19 protein-coding genes and 1 tRNA gene are annotated in these 17,782 nt (G+C 69.6%); 10 read left to right on the top strand and 10 right to left on the bottom strand.

All coding sequences use genetic code 11. The annotated features are described in order from the left end of the window. Nucleotides 1–18 precede the first annotated feature (18 nt). Nucleotides 19–1,191, bottom strand: coding sequence for a helix-turn-helix transcriptional regulator (locus D8896_RS04280; RefSeq protein ID WP_121820849.1), 1,173 nt, complete (start codon nucleotides 1,189–1,191; stop codon nucleotides 19–21). A gap of 86 nt (nucleotides 1,192–1,277) precedes the next feature. On the opposite strand from D8896_RS04280, the gene D8896_RS04285 reads away from it, so the two are divergent. Both D8896_RS04285 and D8896_RS04290 read left to right on the top strand, forming a co-directional pair. Continuing rightward, entirely contained in the window at nucleotides 1,278–1,472 is a 195-nt protein-coding gene (locus D8896_RS04285) for a DUF7554 family protein (RefSeq protein ID WP_121820850.1), read from the top strand. Between the two features lie 111 nt (nucleotides 1,473–1,583). Then, nucleotides 1,584–2,084, top strand: a complete 501-nt coding sequence (locus tag D8896_RS04290; protein ID WP_121820851.1) for a 2'-5' RNA ligase family protein — start codon at nucleotides 1,584–1,586, stop codon at nucleotides 2,082–2,084. A gap of 52 nt (nucleotides 2,085–2,136) precedes the next feature. Here the strand turns inward: D8896_RS04290 and D8896_RS04295 are convergent, their stop codons facing one another. The 3 genes from D8896_RS04295 to D8896_RS04305 are packed head-to-tail and all read right to left on the bottom strand — an operon-like array spanning nucleotide 2,137 to nucleotide 5,961. Further along, nucleotides 2,137–4,308 carry an ATP-dependent DNA helicase gene (locus tag D8896_RS04295; protein WP_121820852.1) on the bottom strand — a complete coding sequence of 724 codons (2,172 nt, stop codon included), beginning with the start codon at nucleotides 4,306–4,308 and terminating at the stop codon, nucleotides 2,137–2,139. Nucleotides 4,309–4,350: 42 nt separating this feature from the next. Then, nucleotides 4,351–5,298 carry a cation diffusion facilitator family transporter gene (locus D8896_RS04300; protein ID WP_121820853.1) on the bottom strand — a complete coding sequence of 316 codons (948 nt, stop codon included), beginning with the start codon at nucleotides 5,296–5,298 and terminating at the stop codon, nucleotides 4,351–4,353. Between the two features lie 33 nt (nucleotides 5,299–5,331). After that, nucleotides 5,332–5,961 carry a hypothetical protein gene (locus tag D8896_RS04305; RefSeq protein WP_121820854.1) on the bottom strand — a complete coding sequence of 210 codons (630 nt, stop codon included), beginning with the start codon at nucleotides 5,959–5,961 and terminating at the stop codon, nucleotides 5,332–5,334. 80 nt (nucleotides 5,962–6,041) lie between these two features. Between D8896_RS04305 and D8896_RS04310 the strand changes: the two genes are divergently transcribed. Further along, nucleotides 6,042–6,548: a metallophosphoesterase gene (locus D8896_RS04310; protein WP_121820855.1), complete on the top strand. Its 507-nt coding sequence runs from the start codon at nucleotides 6,042–6,044 to the stop codon at nucleotides 6,546–6,548. A gap of 264 nt (nucleotides 6,549–6,812) precedes the next feature. Here the strand turns inward: D8896_RS04310 and D8896_RS04315 are convergent, their stop codons facing one another. Beyond that, nucleotides 6,813–7,727: an ArsR/SmtB family transcription factor gene (locus D8896_RS04315; protein WP_121820856.1), complete on the bottom strand. Its 915-nt coding sequence runs from the start codon at nucleotides 7,725–7,727 to the stop codon at nucleotides 6,813–6,815. A gap of 100 nt (nucleotides 7,728–7,827) precedes the next feature. Between D8896_RS04315 and D8896_RS19970 the strand changes: the two genes are divergently transcribed. Beyond that, entirely contained in the window at nucleotides 7,828–7,956 is a 129-nt protein-coding gene (locus tag D8896_RS19970; RefSeq protein ID WP_259372640.1) for a DUF7859 family protein, read from the top strand. 30 nt (nucleotides 7,957–7,986) lie between these two features. Here the strand turns inward: D8896_RS19970 and D8896_RS04320 are convergent, their stop codons facing one another. Together D8896_RS04320 and D8896_RS04325 are read right to left on the bottom strand one after the other, a co-directional pair. Further along, entirely contained in the window at nucleotides 7,987–9,006 is a 1,020-nt protein-coding gene (locus D8896_RS04320; protein ID WP_121820857.1) for a threonine aldolase family protein, read from the bottom strand. 65 nt (nucleotides 9,007–9,071) lie between these two features. After that, nucleotides 9,072–9,836 (bottom strand): Lrp/AsnC family transcriptional regulator, encoded by a 765-nt coding sequence (locus tag D8896_RS04325; RefSeq protein WP_121820858.1) that lies wholly within the window; start codon nucleotides 9,834–9,836, stop codon nucleotides 9,072–9,074. Nucleotides 9,837–10,105: 269 nt separating this feature from the next. Here D8896_RS04325 and D8896_RS04330 point away from each other — a divergent pair, with 269 nt between their 5' ends. The 4 genes from D8896_RS04330 (at nucleotide 10,106) to D8896_RS19195 (ending at nucleotide 14,452) form a co-directional block, all read left to right on the top strand. Further along, nucleotides 10,106–10,534 (top strand): universal stress protein, encoded by a 429-nt coding sequence (locus tag D8896_RS04330; RefSeq protein ID WP_121820859.1) that lies wholly within the window; start codon nucleotides 10,106–10,108, stop codon nucleotides 10,532–10,534. Nucleotides 10,535–10,591: 57 nt separating this feature from the next. Continuing rightward, the gene (locus D8896_RS04335) at nucleotides 10,592–12,847 is read left to right on the top strand and encodes an amino acid permease (protein ID WP_121820860.1); all 2,256 of its coding nucleotides are present in this window, start codon (nucleotides 10,592–10,594) and stop codon (nucleotides 12,845–12,847) included. Between the two features lie 88 nt (nucleotides 12,848–12,935). Then, nucleotides 12,936–14,030, top strand: coding sequence for an aminopeptidase (locus tag D8896_RS04340; RefSeq protein WP_121820861.1), 1,095 nt, complete (start codon nucleotides 12,936–12,938; stop codon nucleotides 14,028–14,030). A 269-nt stretch (nucleotides 14,031–14,299) separates the two neighbouring features. Further along, nucleotides 14,300–14,452: a hypothetical protein gene (locus tag D8896_RS19195; RefSeq protein ID WP_162991438.1), complete on the top strand. Its 153-nt coding sequence runs from the start codon at nucleotides 14,300–14,302 to the stop codon at nucleotides 14,450–14,452. A 45-nt stretch (nucleotides 14,453–14,497) separates the two neighbouring features. Here the strand turns inward: D8896_RS19195 and D8896_RS04345 are convergent, their stop codons facing one another. Together D8896_RS04345 and D8896_RS04350 are read right to left on the bottom strand one after the other, a co-directional pair. After that, nucleotides 14,498–15,040 carry a twin-arginine translocation signal domain-containing protein gene (locus D8896_RS04345; RefSeq protein WP_121820862.1) on the bottom strand — a complete coding sequence of 181 codons (543 nt, stop codon included), beginning with the start codon at nucleotides 15,038–15,040 and terminating at the stop codon, nucleotides 14,498–14,500. A gap of 452 nt (nucleotides 15,041–15,492) precedes the next feature. Beyond that, a tRNA-Arg gene (locus D8896_RS04350) sits at nucleotides 15,493–15,567 on the bottom strand. Nucleotides 15,568–15,664: 97 nt separating this feature from the next. Here D8896_RS04350 and D8896_RS04355 point away from each other — a divergent pair. Further along, nucleotides 15,665–16,231: an AAA family ATPase gene (locus D8896_RS04355; protein WP_121820863.1), complete on the top strand. Its 567-nt coding sequence runs from the start codon at nucleotides 15,665–15,667 to the stop codon at nucleotides 16,229–16,231. Beyond that, entirely contained in the window at nucleotides 16,228–16,644 is a 417-nt protein-coding gene (locus D8896_RS04360; protein WP_121820864.1) for an RNA-binding domain-containing protein, read from the top strand. The genes D8896_RS04355 and D8896_RS04360 overlap by 4 nt, the downstream gene beginning before the upstream one ends. 228 nt (nucleotides 16,645–16,872) lie before the next feature. Here D8896_RS04360 and D8896_RS04365 read toward each other — a convergent pair whose 3' ends face one another. Continuing rightward, nucleotides 16,873–17,757, bottom strand: coding sequence for a transcription initiation factor IIB (locus D8896_RS04365; protein WP_121820865.1), 885 nt, complete (start codon nucleotides 17,755–17,757; stop codon nucleotides 16,873–16,875). Nucleotides 17,758–17,782: the final 25 nt, after the last annotated feature.

A 17,782-nucleotide genomic window follows, 5' to 3' on the forward strand; every position in this document is an offset into this window, starting at 1 on the left:
TTGCGATCCGCCGAGCGACTACGGTTCCGCCTCGTCCGGCCCCTCCCCGGGGAGCGACAGCACGTTCTCGCGCCCGAGGCGGAAGCTCTCCAGTTGCCCCTCGTCGCGCAGGTCGCCGACTACCTGGCTCGTCTTGGCCTCGGTCCAGTCCAGCGCCTCGACCACTTCCTGCTGTTTCATCCGCCCGCCGCGCTGGTCGAGGAGGCGCAACACGCGCTCCTCGTTGCTGAGCAGTTCGGGGGGCGGGCCGTCGTCCCCGTCGGCATCGTCGCCCTGAGCGGTGGTCGCCGCGGCCGCACCGCCGCCGGCCGAGGGGCTGTCGGTCGCTTCGCCGCCGCCGGTCGTCTCGTCGCCCGTCGCGTCGGCCCCCTCGCGGAACCAGTACGCGACGCCGCCCGCGGCGGCGAGGCCGACGAGCGCCAGCGCGCCGAGCAACAGCCCCGATCCGCCGTCGCCACCACCGTCGGCCCCCGCACCGTCGTCGCCCCCAGTGCTCGTATCGCCGTCGTCCGTTCCGTTCCCGCCGCCCTCGCCATCGGCCGGCGTGAGGACGATAGACGGCTCGCCGGAGGCGAAATCGGTGTCCGTCCCACGCCAGGTGACCGAGCCGTCGCCCCCGTCGTCGCCCGGCGGCGACACGTCGGCGTCGTAGCCCTCGGGCCACTCGACCGTCAGCCGCGTCTCGCTGCTGAGGAAGAAGCCGCGGATCGCGTCGCCGACGCGGATCCCGTCGCCGTCGACGACCGCGAACGCCTCCCAGGTGAACGAGTACGTCACGACGCCGTACTCGTCGGGGATCGAGCGCCGGTCGGCGCTGACGCGCACGTTCCGGACGGCCATCTCGCGGCCGGTGTCGTTCTCGGCCGCGCCGACGGTGTTGCCGATGCGGTCCCGGAAGTCGGCCGTGTAGTTCCCCGGGTTCGCTTCGATGTCGCGCCGGAGTTCCTCGAACGCCTGCGTGGTGTTCTCGTCGTCCAGCCGGGTCCAGTACTGCAGTTCCCAGCGTGCAGTCCCGTTCTCCGCAACCGTCACGAGGATCCGGATCTCGTCGGTGTCGACGCTCTGCCCGCCCGCGTCCCGCGGGTCGGGGTCGCCGTCCGTCCCGGCGGCGAGCGCGGGCGACGCGACGCCCGCGGCCGACAGGACCAGCGCGAGACAGAGCGCCGTCGCGGCGGTCGTCCGTGCGTCCATCGTCACTCTGTCGCCGAGGGTCGGGGAAATGTCTTGCTGTCCCGGTAGCCACAGAGTACTTAGGTGTTTACTGCAAACCCCCGGTCATGATGAACGACCGCGGCGACATCGAGGTCGAGACCCTGCTGAAGGTCGTGCTGGGGCTGCTCGCTCTGTTGCTCGTTCTGGAGATCGTCGGCTTCTTCGTCGAGGGACTGCTCGCGATCCTCGGGCCGCTTCGCCCGCTGCTGACACTGGTCGTGCTGGTGCTCATCGTCCTCTGGCTGCTCGACCGGCTCTGATAGTGTTCCCTCTCGCTGGGTCCCGGTGCTCGCCCGCACTGGTACCGGCGAGTTGGCGAGCGCAACCCCTGTGACCGGCAAGCTCTTGCCACCCCGCCCGCTATCTCGGCCGTGCTCAGCCTCAACGCTCCGATCCCGGGCCGCGTGGCGCGGCTCGCCGCCGACCTCCACCCCGAACTGGTGGCGTTCGACGAGATCCGGGAGCACCACTCGCTGCTGGTCAAGCGGCTCGGGGACCCCGACCACCTCCCGCCGGTCCAGCACGAGGTGCGGCGGGCGCTTGCCGGCGCGCCGACGTTCGAGGTCGGCGTCACCGGGATCGACTACTTTCCGAACCCGCCGATGGGGGCCGCCCCGGTCGTGTATCTGAGCGTCGAGAGCCCGGGGCTCCGCGAGGTGCACGGCCGGCTCGTCGACGAGTTCGGCGCGGTCGACGGGCTGGAGGACGGGGCGTACACGCCACACGTCACGCTCGCCCGCGGCGGCGACGAGGCGGCCGCAGAGCGACTGACAGAGCGCGACGTCGAGCCGGTGACCTGGACGGTCACCGAACTCCGGTTCCGGGACGCGCGCTACGGCGAGACGGTCAGCACCGTCTCGCTACCGGCCTGAACTCGGGCAACGCGCCGCCGCCTCCCGGGAATCGGCGCTCCGCCCGTGCCGGCTACGGCGTCGGCGGCTCGCCGTCGTAGGCACCGATCCCCTGGTAGAAGTTCAGCATCGCGAACTTCAGCTTCGTCGGGTCCACGTCGACCATCTCCTCGCGCTCCTCCGGCGGGAACGAGTCGTGGACGCCGTACTTCCCCATCTCCTCGCTCGCGGTTTCGGTGTAGCGCTCGTCGAGCAGGACGCGCACCCCGAAGTCGTCCGGCGACCGGATCACTCGCCCGAGCGCCTGTCGCGTCTTGCGGATCGTCGGGATCTCGACCGCGTACTCCCAGCCGGGGTCGTCGCCGCGGTCCGAAAAGGCCGCGCCGTAGGCGTCCTGCACCGCCTTCGCGCGGTCGTCCAGATGCGGGTACGGGACGCCGACCACGACGACGGTGCGGGCGTCGTCGCCGTCGAAGCTCACGCCCTCCGCGAGCGTCCCCCACAGCGACGTGAGCATGACCGCGTCGTCGCTGTCGGTGAACTCGCGGCGCAGGTCCTCGACGGCGTCGCCGGGTTCGTCGCGGAACACCGTCGCGTCCACGTCCAGCAGGTCGTGGTAGCGCTCGGCCTCGGCGTAGCTGGGGAAGAAGACGAGCGTGTTGCCCGGCGTGAAGCGGACGGCGTCCGAGAGCGCGCCGGCGACCGCCGCCTGCGTGTCCGGGTCGTCGCGCTCGCTCGAAAACAGCGCCGGCGTCCCGGCGGCGAACGTCCGGCGGCGCTCCTCGGGGAAGCTCAGGCCGTACGCCATCGTGACGGGCGCTTCGAGGCCGAGCACGTCGCCCATCACGTCGAACGGCCGGAGCGTCGCGCTCATCAGCACGCTCGCGTACACCTCCTCGAACAGCTGTCCCGTCACCTCCTGCGGGATGCAGGTGTACAGTTCGGCCCGTCCGTACACCTCCTCGGTGCCCGCGTCCCGCCGGACGGAGACGACCGGGTACTGACCCAGCGCCGCGCCCTCGTCGACCCACGAGGAGATGAAGGTCGCCGCCTGGAGCGTCTGACACTCCGTCCGGGTCGTCGCGTCGCCGCGCCTGTACGCCTCCTCGTACTCCTCGTCGAGTTCCCGGCCCAGTTCCGCCGCCGCCGCCAGGTCCTCGTCGACGCCGGGACCGGTGTACCCCTGGAGGAACGCGCGGGTGAGGTCGTCCCGGCCCTCGTCGTTGGCGATGGAGAGGTCCTCCCAGTTCTCGCCGACCCGCTCGCGCTCGCCGAAGCCCAGCGCGTCGTCGTACGTCTCGACCAGCGCCGTCCGGAACGCGCCGATGACGTTTTGCGCGGCGGCCGCCCGCGGGTCGTCGCTCTCGTCGAGTTCGTCGAGCGCCGACTCCAGCGTGTTCTCCGTGAGCGTGCGCGTCGCGTGGTCGCGGGCCGCCCCCTCGACGTTGTGGGCCTCGTCGAAGACGGTGATCACGTCCTCGGGGTCGCGGTCCAGCCACCGGAAGAACTGCTCGCGGATCCCCGGGTCGAGCAGGTGGTGGTAGTTGCAGACGACGAGGTCGACCCCCTCCATCCCGTCCTTCAGCAGTTCGTAGCCACAGAGCGTCCGCTCGCCGGCGTACTCGTACACGTCCTCGGGCGTGCGCACGTCCTCGAACAGCCAGTCGTAGAACTCGTCGGTGTCCGCGGCGAGGTTGTTGTAGTAGTGCTCGCAGGTGTTTTGCTCCTCTAGCTCCTCGACCTCCGCCTCGACGCTTTCGAGTTCGTCCATCACCGCGCTCCGGGCCTCCGCGGCGCGCTCGTCGCCCTCCTGGCTCTCGTCCAGTAGCTCCTCCTGCCGGCGCTCTAGCTGGTCGCGGTCGCGCTCGGCGTCGACCAGCTCGTAGGTGTTGTCCCGGAGCACCTGGCACTCCTCGAACCCCACGTCGATGTGGCACATCGACGCCTTCCCCTTGAACACGACGGACCTGATGGGTTCCTGCCGGGTGATCTGGCGGGCCTCGGTGACGAACTGGCGCATCTGCTGGTGGACGTTGGTCGTGATGACGACCGTCTTGTCCGCCTCGCGGGCGTACTCAAGCGCGGGCACGAGCGCCGACAGCGTCTTCCCGGTGCCGCAGGCCCCCTCGAACAGCACGTCCTGTTGGCGGGAGAGCGCGTTGTAGATGCGGTCCATCGCCGCCCGCTGGTCGTCGTAGGGGTCCTCGTACGGGAAGAAGCGCATGTACCCGTTCGTCTCTGGCACGGCGAGAGCTTTCTCCCGCCCGGACAAAAAGTCTCGCCCCGCCTACGCCGTCTCCGGCTCGATGTACACCGTCTTCACGCCCGAGTTGGCCGCCATCACGGCGTCCTCAAGCCGGGTGATCCGGTCGTCCAGCTCGTCGGCGTCGATCGCGGGGTCGAACGACACGTCGGCGGCGACGAGGATGCGGTTCGGGCCGAAGTAGACGGTCCGGAAGTCGACGATCTCGACGACGCCCTCGCCACCCGCGACGATCTCGCGGAGTTCCCGCTCCTTCTCCTTCGGGACGCTCTCGCCGATCAGGAGGCGCTTGTTCTCCCAGGCCAGCGCGAGGGCAAAGCCCATCAGCAGTAGCCCGATGATCAGCGCGCTCGCGGCGTCGTACACGGGGTTCTCGGTGACTCTGGTCAGGTAGACGCCGGCCAGCGCGATCCCCGCACCGGCGAGCGCGATGGCGTCCTCGGTCAGGGCGGTCAGCGTCGTCACGTCGCTGGTCTTGCGGAACGCCTCGCGGAGCGTCGACCAGCCCTGCTCGGCCATCTGCGTCGACATCGCGTCGTAGGCCTTCTTCAGCGCCCACGTCTCGAAGACGATCGCGCCGGTCAGGACGGTGTAGTTCACGAGGACCGGGTCGAACGTGGTGCCGAACAGGGTGATATCCTCGCTCGCGCGGTGGACGCCGCCGTGCATGAGCGCCTCGTAGCCGTGCGTCGCGCTCTCCCAGCCGGCGATGCCAAAGAGCAGAACGCTGACGAGGAAGCTGTAGAAGAACTGGGCCTTGCCGTAGCCGAAGGGGTGCGAACGCGTCGCGTCCTGCGCGCCGAAGCGGATGCCGATCAGGAGGAACACCTGGTTGCCGGTGTCGGAGATCGAGTGGTACGTCTCCGACAGCATCGCGGGGCTGCCAGTCAGCAGGTAGCCGACGAATTTCATCACTGCGATGGCCCCGTTGGCGACCAGGGCGGCGAAGACGACCGATTTGCTGCTTGCCATCACGTCTACCCGCGGCCGCCCGTGACAAAGTAGTTAGGACTCGAACCGCCACTCGCCGTCGTCGTGGACGACCCCCGGCACCGAGCGCAGGCGCGGCCGGACGCAGTCCCACCACGCGTCCGGGTCGTCGTAGCCCGCCGAGTGGGGACCGTACACCGCGTCGACGATCCCCTCGGCCGTCGCCGGGCCGTCCTCGCGGAGGTGTTCCACGACCGCGCGCACGGCGTCGCGCCGCCAGTCGCGCATCATCCGACTCGCACCGGGAAACGCCATCCGGGCGATCGCAAGGCCGACGGCGTCGCCCGCCTCGACGGCCCCCTCGGCGCTCCGCTCGCGGAGGGTGGCCGCCGGCAGGTGCCAGACGACGGCGCGGCGCTCCGTCCCCTCTGCGTCGGTCGTCGTCACCTCGCGCCGCCGGAGCGTGCCCTCGGCGACCAGCGTTTCGAGGGCGTCCGCGACCGCGTCCCGGGGCGCAGCAGCGGCGACGGCGACCTCCGCGACCGTCCGCGGGGCGGCGTCGACGAACGCGTCGCGGACGGCCGGGACGATGTCGGCATCGTCCACGTCGTTGCCCTCGTCCGCATCGGAACCGCCGTCCGCGACGTGGGCGTCGTCGGTCCCGACCCCCGAGTTCGCGGCACGACCCGACGACTGCTCGCTCATGCGTCGCAGTACGCAGGGGGGACTCAAGGGTGTTGTCCTCGGACGAAAGAGCCGTATCGGGGGAGCGAGAACCCCGACGCATGCTAGTCGTCTGCTCGGACACGCACAGCCGGACGGGCCACGAACTGACCGACCACATGACCGAGGCCGTCCAGTCGGCCGATCTGGTCGTCCACGCGGGCGATTTCACGTCGGCGGCGGCGCTCAACGCCGTCCAGGCCGAGAGCGACCGGCTGTTCGCGGTCCACGGCAACGCCGACGGGGCCGCCGTGCGCGACCGCCTCCCGCCGGCGCGGACGTTCGACGTCGGCGACCGCACCGTCGCGCTCACCCACCGGCGGGACGGCGGCGCGACGGGGCTGGCGATGTTCGGCCGGTCCCGGGACGCCGACCTCGTCGTCTCCGGCCACACGCACCGGCCGTCGGTGTCGGACGCCGACGACGTGACGCTGTTGAACCCGGGGAGCTACGCCGACCCGCGGGGCAACAGGCCCGGCTACGCGGAGCTAGAGCAGGCGGACGACGAACTCCACGGACGGTTGCTTGAGCCGGACGGGACGGTCGTCGAGACGTTCGTCGTCGGGTAGGAAGGGATCGGGAGCCGTCGGCCCGCACCGAACCGAACGCGCGGTGGAGGGCGTCCGGCCGGCGGGTGGGGGAGCCGGCCGAGCGCAGGGGTCCGGGACGGGGTGCCCGGTGTGGAGGGCGGATGGTCACGACGTGGCGGTCGGGGACCAACGGAGGGCCGAAGCGCGTCGGTGCGGGCCGGTCGGTGGCTGGTGGGCCGTGAGGCCGCATCCCTACGTTATACCGGGTATATAAAGAGCGTACCGTAAGCTCAAACGGCGGTTTTAGCTACCGGGCTGGCGGTCGACGTGCCGGAAGAACACCCAGACGGACACGGCGATGACGCCGACGACGAACAGCAGGAGGCCGGGCGGGATCCCGCCGTTCAGCCCCAGGTCGAGCGCGGAGGCCGCGCTGTCGTTTGCCGCGACCGTCTCGTTCGCGCCCCGGACCGTCTCGTTGACCGCCGTCGTCGTCGCGTCCGCGCCGCCGTCGGTCGCGACCGCCGTCTCCTCCGCCGCGTCGGCGGTCGTGCGCGTGTACTCGGTCACGGTCTCCGTCGACTCGGGCGCTTCGGTCGGCTCCTGCAGGATCCCGACGTCGTCCTCGCTGGTCGTCCCCGCGTCCGTCAGGGTCACGTCGGTCTCGTTGTTCGTGTAGCTCACGTCGGCACCGTCGTCGTCCGCCGCACCGACAGCGCCGCCGGTTCCGCCCCCGCTGCCGCCGCCGCCAGCACCGGTACCGGGCGGCGCGATCGGCGTGTTCCCGACGATCTGCTGGAGCGCGATACTGGCGGCCCCGACGATGCCGATGCCCCCGAGCAGCCGCGAGAGCGCGGTCTTCAGGGAGGAGGTCTCCTCCTCCTGGCCGGCGAAGAGGACGAGCGGCTGGTCGGCGGGGGCGTACACGTTCATCTCGCGGCCCTTCTCCGAGTAGACGGTGTCGACGACCTCGACGACCTCGGCGTCTTCGAGCTTTTCGAGGTGGTACTGGGTGTTCTGGAGCGACGTGTCGACGGCGTCGGCGAGCTTCGACGGCGTCGCGGGGTCGTCGTGGAGGGCGGCGAGCAACTGGCGGGCGGTCGCGGAGGAGAGGGCGGCCAGCACGTCGTCGGCGTCGTCGCTGTCGACGCCGACGACCCTGGGGTCCGCGTTCTCGGCCGCGGACGCGTCCGAGGTGGAGGGCAGGAGGTCGGCCATGTGTCCGTTATTCCCACGAGACGGCATGAACTTTCTCCCTTTCGAGCGCCCGAACCGCCGTCGAAACGTATTTGCGCCCGCCGCGAGTAGCCGGCGGCACATGGCTTCGGTCGACCCCGTTATCGTCCTCATCGTCGGCTGCTTGCTCGCACTGATCTTCTTTCTGTACCTGATGGTCCGCCGCACCCTCAAGGGGTTTCAGGAGGGCGTCGACGACGGCCGACAGTAGGCACGGACGACGACCGCCGTAGCTGCGCCGTCAGGCCAGCGCCGTCCGGACGCGCTCGACCGCCGTCTCGATGTCCCCGCGGTCCACGTCCAAGTGCGTGCAGAAGCGAACCGTCGTCTCGCCGAAGGCGGAGCCGAGCACACCCTCCGCCTCGCAGGCGTCGAGGAACGCCTCGGCGTCCAGCCCCGCGCCGGCCACGTCGACCAGCACGATGTTCGTCTCGGGGGGCTGGACCGACAAGCCGTCGACGGCGTCGAGTGCCTCGGCCAGCAGGCGGGCGTGCTCGTGGTCCTCGGCGAGGCGGTCGACGTTGTCGAGCGCTTCGAGCCCCGGCCCGGCGATCACGCCGGCCTGACGCATCCCGCCGCCGAACAGCTTCCGGGTGCGGCGGGCGCGCTCGATGAAGTCCTCGCTCCCCGCCAGCATCGAGCCGACCGGCGCGCCGAGCCCCTTCGAGAGACAGAACATGACCGAGTCGACCGGCTCGACGATCCGCGAGGCCGGCACGTCGAGCGCCGTCGCCGCGTTGAACAGCCGCGCGCCGTCCAGGTGGACCGGCACGCCGAGGTCGTGGGCTGCGTCGGCCGCCGCGTCGATCTTCGCCGGGTCGATCGCCACCCCACCCTTGCTGTTGTGCGTGTTCTCAAGGGAGAGCAGGCCCGTGCCGGGGCGGTGGAGGTCCTCCTCGACGTACCCCTCGCGGACCTGTTCGGGCGTCGGTACGCCGCGCTCGCCGCCGTCGAGCGTCCGGACCTGCAGGCCCGACAGCTGCGCGAACCCGCCCAGTTCCCACTTGTACACGTGGCTCTCGCGCTCGACGAGCGCCTCCTGGCCCCGGTCGGTGTGGGTTCGGGCGGCGACCTGGTTGCCCATCGTCCCCGTCGGCACGTACAGCGCCGCCTCCGTGCCGACCATCTCGGCCGCGCGGCGCTCCAGTTCGTTCACCGTCGGGTCCTCGCCGTACACGTCGTCGCCCACGTCGGCCGTCGCCGCGGCCTCGCGCATCGCCTCGCCGGGCGTCGTCACCGTGTCGCTCCGCAGGTCTATCATGGCATCCCGTACGCGCTCGGGTCAATAAAACGGCGGCATCGCGGACCGTCGGTCCCCCGCGGGTTTCAGTCGGCGGTCTCGACCGCTTCGTCCCCGGCGAACGCCGCGATGACGCGGTCCGTGTCGCCGCTCCGGGACAGCACCGTGACGATGTCGTCCGACCGGATCTCCGTCGTGCCGTGGGGCGTCAGCACGCGGTCATCGCGCTCGATGGCGATCACCAGCGAGTCGTCGTCGAGAACGCCGTCGCGGACGGCGTCCTCCAGCGTCCGGTCGACGATCGGCGCGTCGCGCTGGACGGTCACGTCCACGACGTTGGCGTCGCCGGTGAGGCTGATGAAGTCCGTCGCCTCGCCCGACGGGACCTCGTCGTCCGGACCGAAGGAGCCGTACGGGCTGTCGGTTTCGGCCTCCACCAGCGTCTCGTCCTCGATTTCCAGCCCCAGCTTCGACAGGGCGCGGGAGACGCGACGGAGCGCCTCGGTGTCCTCGCCGACGGCCATGACGTGCAGGTTCCGCCGGCCGGTCATCAGCTCGCGGACGTTGATTACCCCGGGGATCGCGCTGGCCTCCCGCGCGAGCGCCTTCCGCTCGGAGACCGGCGCGTTGCAGACGTAGAGGTTCGTCAGGTGCCCGTCCGCACGCTCGAAGTCGATCCCGGCCGTGTAGCCGCGGATGATCCCGTGGTCCTCTAACTGGTCGATCCGGTTCCGGATCGTCCCCGGCGAGACGTTCACCTGGTCGGCGATGGTCGGCGCGGAGGTGGTCCGGGCGTCGCACATCAGCTCGTAGATGATGCGACGGTCGATCTCGTCCAGCCGGTAGTCCATACCGCCCGTACCACCACGGCCTACTTCAGGCCACCGTTTGCGGTGGTCAGTTTGCGCTCACGTAGTCGCTAGGTCATTACGCTATCAGTAATTTATCACCCGTTAAATTGTGCTATGAGCAAAAAACACGGTGTGTTTATATATCTGCGATCCGTGCCAACTGGCATGAACGGAGACACGCACGGACGACGCTTGACGGCCCTCGCTCCGGGACGCGGGCACTGGCTGAACCCGGCGGCGAACGGCGGGACTGCCGGGGGACCGGGACGATGACGCTGCTCGACCACCTCGTCGTCCCGGTTGCGAGCGAGGCCGACGCCAAGGCGACCTGCGACGCGCTCCGGCCGCATCTGGGCGCGGTCGAACGCGTGACCGCCGTCCACGTCATCGAAAAGGCCGGCGGTGCCGTCGACAAGGCCCCGCTGGAGAAGCGCCGCGAGGACGCCGCGGAGTTCCTGGCGGTCGTCGAGTCGGAGATCGGCGGGAGTGTCGCGGTCGACACCAGAACCGCCTTCGACACGGACGTGGTCGACGCGATATTCGCGGCGGCGACGGACGCCGGCGCGACCGCGGTCGCGTTCCGTCCCCGCGGCGGCAGTCGCATCGTCCGGCTCCTGAGCGGCGACACCGCGACGGGGCTGGTCACCGACCCCGAGATACCGGTCATCGCGCTGCCCGATCCGGCGGAGGACGACTGAGATGAGCGATGCATCGCTCGTCGTCACTCACGGCACCACCACAAGAGGTGGTCCCGCGTGAGCGACGAGGAACTCGCCAAGGACCTCGGGCTCGTCTCGGCGATGACGATCGGGATCGGGACGATGATCGGTGCTGGCATCTTCGTCCTGCCCGGCGTCGCGGCGCAGGCGGCCGGCCCGATCGTCGTCGTCTCCTTCGTCGTCGGCGGCGTCATCGCGATGGTCAACGCCTTCTCCGTCTCCGAACTCGGCACCGCGATGCCGAAGGCCGGCGGCGGCTACTACTACGTCAACCGGGCGCTCGGACCATTGTTCGGCTCGATCGCCGGGATGGGGGACTGGATGGGGCTGGCGTTCGCCTCGGCGTTCTACAGTATCGGATTCGGCCAGTATCTCGCCACGCTGGCACCGATCCCCGGGTTTCTGTTTCTCACCGACATCCAGGTCGGCGCGCTGATCGCCGGCACCGCCTTCGTCCTCGTGAACTACGTCGGCGCGAAGGAGACCGGCGGCGTACAGACGGTCATCGTGACGTTACTTCTGGCGATCCTCGGCGTGTTCGCGGTCCAGGGGTGGCTGTCGTTCGACTACGCGACGCTTTCCGGCGACGGCGGCCTCGCGCCGATGGGTGCCGGGGCGATCCTCCCCGGCACGGCGCTCGTGTTCGTCTCCTTCCTCGGGTACGCGAAGATCGCGACGGTCGCCGAGGAGCTGAAAAACCCCGGGCGCAACCTCCCGCTGGCCGTCATCGGGAGCGTCGCCATCGTCACCGTCCTCTACGCGATCCTCGTGAGCATTATGCTGGGCGTCGTGCCGTGGCCGGAGCTGAGTCAGGACGCGCCGCTCACGCAGGCGACCGAAGCGGCGTTCCCGGGCGGCTACGCCGGGATCGCCGTCACGGTCGTGACCGGCGGCGCGCTGCTTGCGACCGCCTCCAGCGCGAACGCCTCGATCCTCGCCTCAGCCCGGATCAACTTCGCGATGGGCCGGGACAAGATCGTCACGAACTGGCTGAACGAGATCCACCCGAACTACGCAACGCCGTACCGCTCGATCCTCGTCACGGGGGCGATGATCGTCGTCTTCATCGCCGCGCTCGGCCAGGACATCGAGGTGCTGTCGAAGGCGGCGAGCGTCCTCCACCTCGTCGTGTACGCGCTGATGAACGCCGCGCTCATCGTCTTCCGGGAGACCGACGCGCCCGAGTACGACCCGGACTTCACCGTCCCGCTCTACCCGCTGACGCCGATCGCGGGGATGGCGCTGTCGCTGGGGCTGCTCGCCTTCGTCGGCGGCCGCGAACTCGCGCTGTCGGCGGTGTTCGTCGTCGGCGCGGTCGTGTGGTACTTCGCCTACGCCCGGAAGCACACGCCAAAGCGGGGGTTGCTCGGACAGTACGTCCGTGACCGGCAGGCGTCGCTGCCCGACTCCGTGGTCGGCGCGGCCGAGACCGTCGCGCCGGACGGCACCGGCGACGCTACCGGGACCCCGACCGTCATGGTCGCCCTCTCGAACCCCCGAACCGAGCGGGCGCTCATGACGATCGCCGGCGGGCTGGCGAAGGCGAAGGGCGGTTCGGTGCTCGCCACCCACATCGTGCAGGTGCCGGACCAGACCACGCTGGCGGCGGCCGCCGAACAGCGGTCCGAACTCCTGCAGGAGTCCGAGGAACTACTGGCGGACGCGCGCGGCGACGCGGAGCGCTTCGAGGTCGACGTCGAGACGCGCACGATCCTCTCCCACCAGGGCGTCGCCGAGGTGTTCGACGCCGCGCGGGAACACGACGCCGACACGCTCGTGCTGGGCTACGGCGGCGCGCAACTGGCCGGCGGGCGGGTGGAGGGCACCCTCGACGAGCTCACGCACGACCTCCCCTGTGACGTGCTCGTGTTGAACGAGCGGGAGTTCGACCCCGGCCGGGTCCTGCTGCCGACCGCGGGCGGCTACTCCTCGGACCTCTCCGCGGAGCTGGCCCGCGCGCTCCGCGACGCCGTCGACGCCGAGGTGTCGGTTCTCTACGTCGCCGGCGAGGACGAGAGCGAGGCGGCCGGCCGGGAGTTCCTCGGCGAGTGGGCCGCCGACCACGGGCTGGCCGACGCCGAGCTACTGGTCGAGTCGGGCGACGTGGAGACCGCTATCCGGGACGCCGCCGCCGACCAGTCGCTGGTGGTTATCGGGGCCACGGAGGAGGGGCTGCTCTCCCGCGTGGTGCGCGGCTCGCTGACGCTGTCGGTGCTGGAGAACATCGACGCGTCGGTGCTGCTCGCCGAGCGCCCCCACTCGCGGTCGCTCCGGGAGCGCCTGTTCGGCTGACCGCCAGGGCTGCCGCCGGGCCGTTCCCGAGCGCTCGGCGGAGGCTGAAACCAAACCGTTTAGCACGGGGCGGCCCGACGGCCGGAGTATGGATCCACGTGTCCGCGAACACGCGTCCCTGCTCGTTCACGAGGCGCTCGAACTCGAAGAGGGCGACGACGTCGTGATCAAGGCTCCGCCCGTCGCGGAGGACCTCGTCGTCACGCTCCACGAGGTCATCGGCGACGTGGGAGCAAACCCCGTCGCCCAGTACACGAACCGCGGCGGCCGCGCCATCCGGGCGTACCTCCGCGCGCACGACGACGAGTTCGACACGCCCGACCACGAGATGGCGCTGGTCGAGGCCGCCGACGCCCACGTTCACATCCGCGGTCACGAGAACGTCACCGAGAAGAGCGACGTGGACCCCGAGCAAAGCTCCGCCTGGGAGCAGGCCCAGCGCCCCATCCTCAACGAGCGACTGACCGACAACTGGACGCTCACGCAGTACCCAGCCCCCGCCAACGCGCAGCTGGCGGAGATGAGCACGGAGGGGTACGAGAACTTCGTCTGGGACGCCGTCAACAAGGACTGGGACGAACAGCACGAGTTCCAGCAGCAGATGGTCGAGATACTCGACCCCGCCGAGGAGGTCCGGATCGTCTCCGGCGACACGACCGACGTGACCATGAGCGTCGCCGGCAACCACACGATCAACGACACCTGCACGAACAACGTCCCCGGCGGCGAGGTGTTCACCGCACCCCAGCCCGACTCCGTCGAGGGCGAAGTCCTCTTCGACAAACCGCTGTACCACCAGGGCCGCGAGGTGCTCGACGCCTACGTGAAGTTCAAGGACGGCGAGATCGTCGACCACAGCGCCGGCAAGAACGAGGACGTGCTGACCGAGGTACTGAACACCGACGACGGCGCGCGCCGCCTCGGCGAACTCGGCATCGGGATGAACCGCGACATCGACCAGTTCACCTACAACATGCTGTTCGACGAGAAGATGGGCGACACCGTCCACATGGCCGTCGGCCGCGCCTACGACGCCAACGTCGGCGAGGGCAACGAGCAGAACCAGAGCGCCGTCCACGTCGACATGATCGTCGACATGAGCGAGGACTCCTACATCGAGGTCGACGGCGAAGTCGTCCAGCGCGACGGCACGTTCAAGTTCGAGGACGGGTTCGAGGGCTAACTCGACACCGTTCGGGCCTGTCACTGCCTACCGATCCATCTCCTGGCGGACTGAAAGGGCGAGGCGCGCTCGACGAACCCCGACGACGCAAGCACTGCAGGCCGCCGTGCGGCCGAAGCGCGCAGCGAGTCGCGGGAGTCGAGCGCGCCGAGGGCTTTCGGAGCCCCATCGGCCGATTCGGTGGTCCAGTTTCGGGTGTTCGACGCCTGCCGTGACACGCGTCGGCACGTATCGAATCGGTTAAGTACCCCGATGAACGTTCGTGAGGTATGCCGAAGGTCGCCTGTCCGGACTGTGACCGGAACATCGCCGTTCACGAACTCGAAGCCCGGACCGTCGCCCAAACGTCGGGGTTCAACACGAACTACCGCTGCCCGTTCTGCCGCGCCGATTTCGAGGATATCGGCGAAAACCTGGTGTAGGGAGCCCGGTGGCCGGCCGCGTGACTCCGTCTCGACCGTTCGTCCTTAGCTGTCCTCGTCGTTCCACCAGTCGTCGATGTCGAGGAGTTCGTCCTCCTCGTCCTCGTTGACCGGACTGGCGCTGACGGTGATGAGGTCGGGGTTGTCACCGAACGGCGTCCACTCGCGGTTCAGCTCGAACAGCTGGGGGTGGTCGTCGTCGCTGTCGTCGCCGTCGCCGACGTACCCCTGCTCCCCGTCGAACGCCCCGAGGTTCGCCTCGTTGGCGGGCCAGAACGGCACCACCTCGCCGGTGTTCTGCCACCGGATCATGCGGGTGTTGTAGTCCGAGAAGAAACTGTCCTGGATGTCGCCGTAGTTCGGCGTCCAGTCGACGACGTCTGACACGATGGCGAACCTCGCGTTCGGATGGAAGTTGCTCTCCTGGATCAGCGCCTTCCACTCGTCGTCCAGCCCGCCGCTGCCTTCCTGTGCGGCCGCAGTGCCAGACATGGCCAGTCCCGTGCCGGCCGCTGCGACCGCGCCTTTCTTCATGAACGAGCGCCGCGTGTCGCCGGTCATCCGTTCGAGAAGGTGTTCGTCGCTCATGCTGCACCGGGCTTCGGTTCTCCGGCGAGGAAAAGGCAGAACGTCGTTTCGATCCAAACCCGAGCGTAACCCCGATCGGCCGGGGTTCTAACGGCGGCGTAGGACAGAACGGTCGACGACCGCCCGCGTTCAAGTGTGGCGTTCCGTCCATTCGACCGCCGGCGCTCTTCGGGGCCAGCCGAGGGGCCGACTCGGGACGTTTTTCGTCGCTCCGTCCCGGTCGGCGGCCGTTCACCGGAACTGGTTCGATTGCGGACGGCTTTCTCCCGGCTTACTCCGGGACAACCTGACCTCTCGACCGCCGTATCCGCCGGAGCCGTCGCTTCTTCACAGCCGGTCGCGGAGAACGGGCACGATGGGATTCTCACTCGATGCCAGCCCTCACTTCGTTCGGGCTGCCGTAGTTCGAATCCCTGGGCCGCTTCGCTCGTCACGTCCGTTCCTCGCAGAAGCGGGCACGATGGGATTCGAACCCACGACCGTCGGATTAGAAGTCCGACGCTCTATCCGGACTGAGCTACGTGCCCTCGCGTGTTCGTCCGTCGGTCCGCTCAAAATACCTTGGGATCCCGACCGTGTGACGCTTCAAAGCGCTTAAGCGCGCCACGGAAGTACCACATCGCAATGAGAGTCATCGGGACCGTCGGCCTGCCCGGCAGCGGGAAAGGCGAGGCCGCGGCCGTCGCCGAGGAACTCGGCGTACCCGTCGTGACGATGGGCGACGTGATCCGGCAGGAGTGCCGGGACCGCGGGGTAGACCCCGCCACGCACCACGGCGAGATCGCACAGGCGCTGCGCGAGGAGAACGGCCCGGACGCCATCGCCCAGCGGTCGCTGCCGGTGATCGAGGACGAACTGGAGACTGACGACACCGTCCTCGTCGACGGGATCCGGTCCGGCGTCGAGGTCGAACGGTTCGAGGAGGCGTTCGGCGACGAGTTCGCGCTGGTGAGCATCGAGGCACCCTTCGAACTCCGCGCCGAGCGCGTGGACGAGCGCGGCCGGGACGCGACCGGCGCGGACGGCGAGACCCTCGCCGAGCGCGACGAGCGCGAGCGCGGGTTCGGCATGGACGAGGCGATGGACCGGGCGGACGTGACCATCGAGAACACGGGGACCCTGGAGGCGTTCCGGCGGCAGGTCCGGGCGCTGGTTCGCGAGGGGCCCGACGCACTCCGGGGGGACGCATGAGCACGGTGTACAGCGTCGACGTGCGGATCGTCGCGCCGGTCAAGGACACCGAGGTGACCGACCGCGTCGCCGACGCGGTGACGAACCTGTTCCCCGAGGCCGAAACGGACTCCCGGCCGGGCGAAGTCGTCGCGACGGCGCACTCGATGGAGCACTTCTCGGAACTGCTCCACCGCCAGGAGATCCTCGACACCGCCCGCCGGGAGTTCTTCGACACCCTCCGGGGCGACACCTTCTCCTTCGGCCTGAAGAAACAGGCGGCGTTCCAGGGCGTCGTCAACTTCGCAGTCGGCAACCCCGACGAACTCGGCGACATGGAAGTCCGCGTGACCGTCACCCAGCCGACCGCCGAGGCGTTCATCGACCACGTCGCCCCGCCGACGGAGGGCGGCGAACCGCTCGCCGACGAGTGAAAACCGGGACTGAATCGACGGTTCGATGCCGGACAGATCAGGTTTCGAACAGGATCGAAAGCTACTTGTGTTCAGAAACGAACAGTTCGGCTGCCACCAATCCACCCGCACGTCGTCACTGAGTTCCCCCGAACCCACCCGATGTCGTCGATAGCCACCCTGGATTGGTGGTTCCCCACCCCTGCCGATTTTTTCCTCCACTGAGCTCGGATGTGACAGTTGCCGGCGTCACTCGCCCTCCGTCAACGCGTAGTACGCCGAGCGGAGCGTCACCGGCGAGACGCCCGCCACGTCGGCGGCCGCGGTCTGTGTGAGGTCGCCCTCGCGCTCGCAGTCGGCGGCGTAGAGGCAGGTGGCGGCGACGCCCGCCGGGTTCCGGCCCGAGACGACGCCCTGCTCTCCGGCGCGCTCGGCGAACTCCCGGGCGCGGCGCTCGACCGCGCGGTCGCAGTCGAGTTCGCTGGCGAACCGCGGCAGGAACTCCGCCGGGTCGACGGGACCGGTCGGCAGGCCCAGGTCGCGGTTCAGCGCGTCGTAGGCGGCCTTCAGTTCGTCCTCGTCGGCGCGGGCGTCGTCGACGACCTCCGCGAGCGTCCGCGACACTGACTCGATCCGGCATGTCGCGTACACCGCGGCGGCCGCGAAGCCCTCCAGCGAGCGACCGCGGAGCAGGTCCTCGGACTGGGCCGACTCGAACAGCGTACACGCCTGGTCGCGGACGTGCTCGGACAGCGACAGCGAGCTCACCAGCCGCCGGATCTCGGTGAAGCCGTACACCTGATTGCGGTCGGACTTCGAGGGGATCCGCGCACGGTTGTGTTCCCGCCGCATCCGGGCGACCTGCCGGCGCTTGCGTCCGGTCAGGCGTGTGTTCGATCCGTCGCCGAAGCCGATCTCGGTCGAGAGCCCGCGGTCGTGTCTGGACCGGGTCAGCGGCGCGCCGGTCCGCTCGCGGTTCCGGTCGTCGTCCGCGAACGACCGCCACTCCGGACCGCGGTCGATGCGGTCCTCGGCGACGACGAGCCCGCAGTCCGCACAGACTGTCTCGTCGCGGCTGTCGTTCAGGTGGCCGTCACATTCCGGGCATGCGTCGGTGGAGCGTGTCGCACTCATCACAGTCGGAGCTTCGTCCGGATGG

Origin of the sequence: Halostella salina (assembly GCF_003675855.1) — an archaeon.
Taxonomy (GTDB): Archaea; Halobacteriota; Halobacteria; order Halobacteriales; family Natronoarchaeaceae; genus Halostella; species Halostella salina.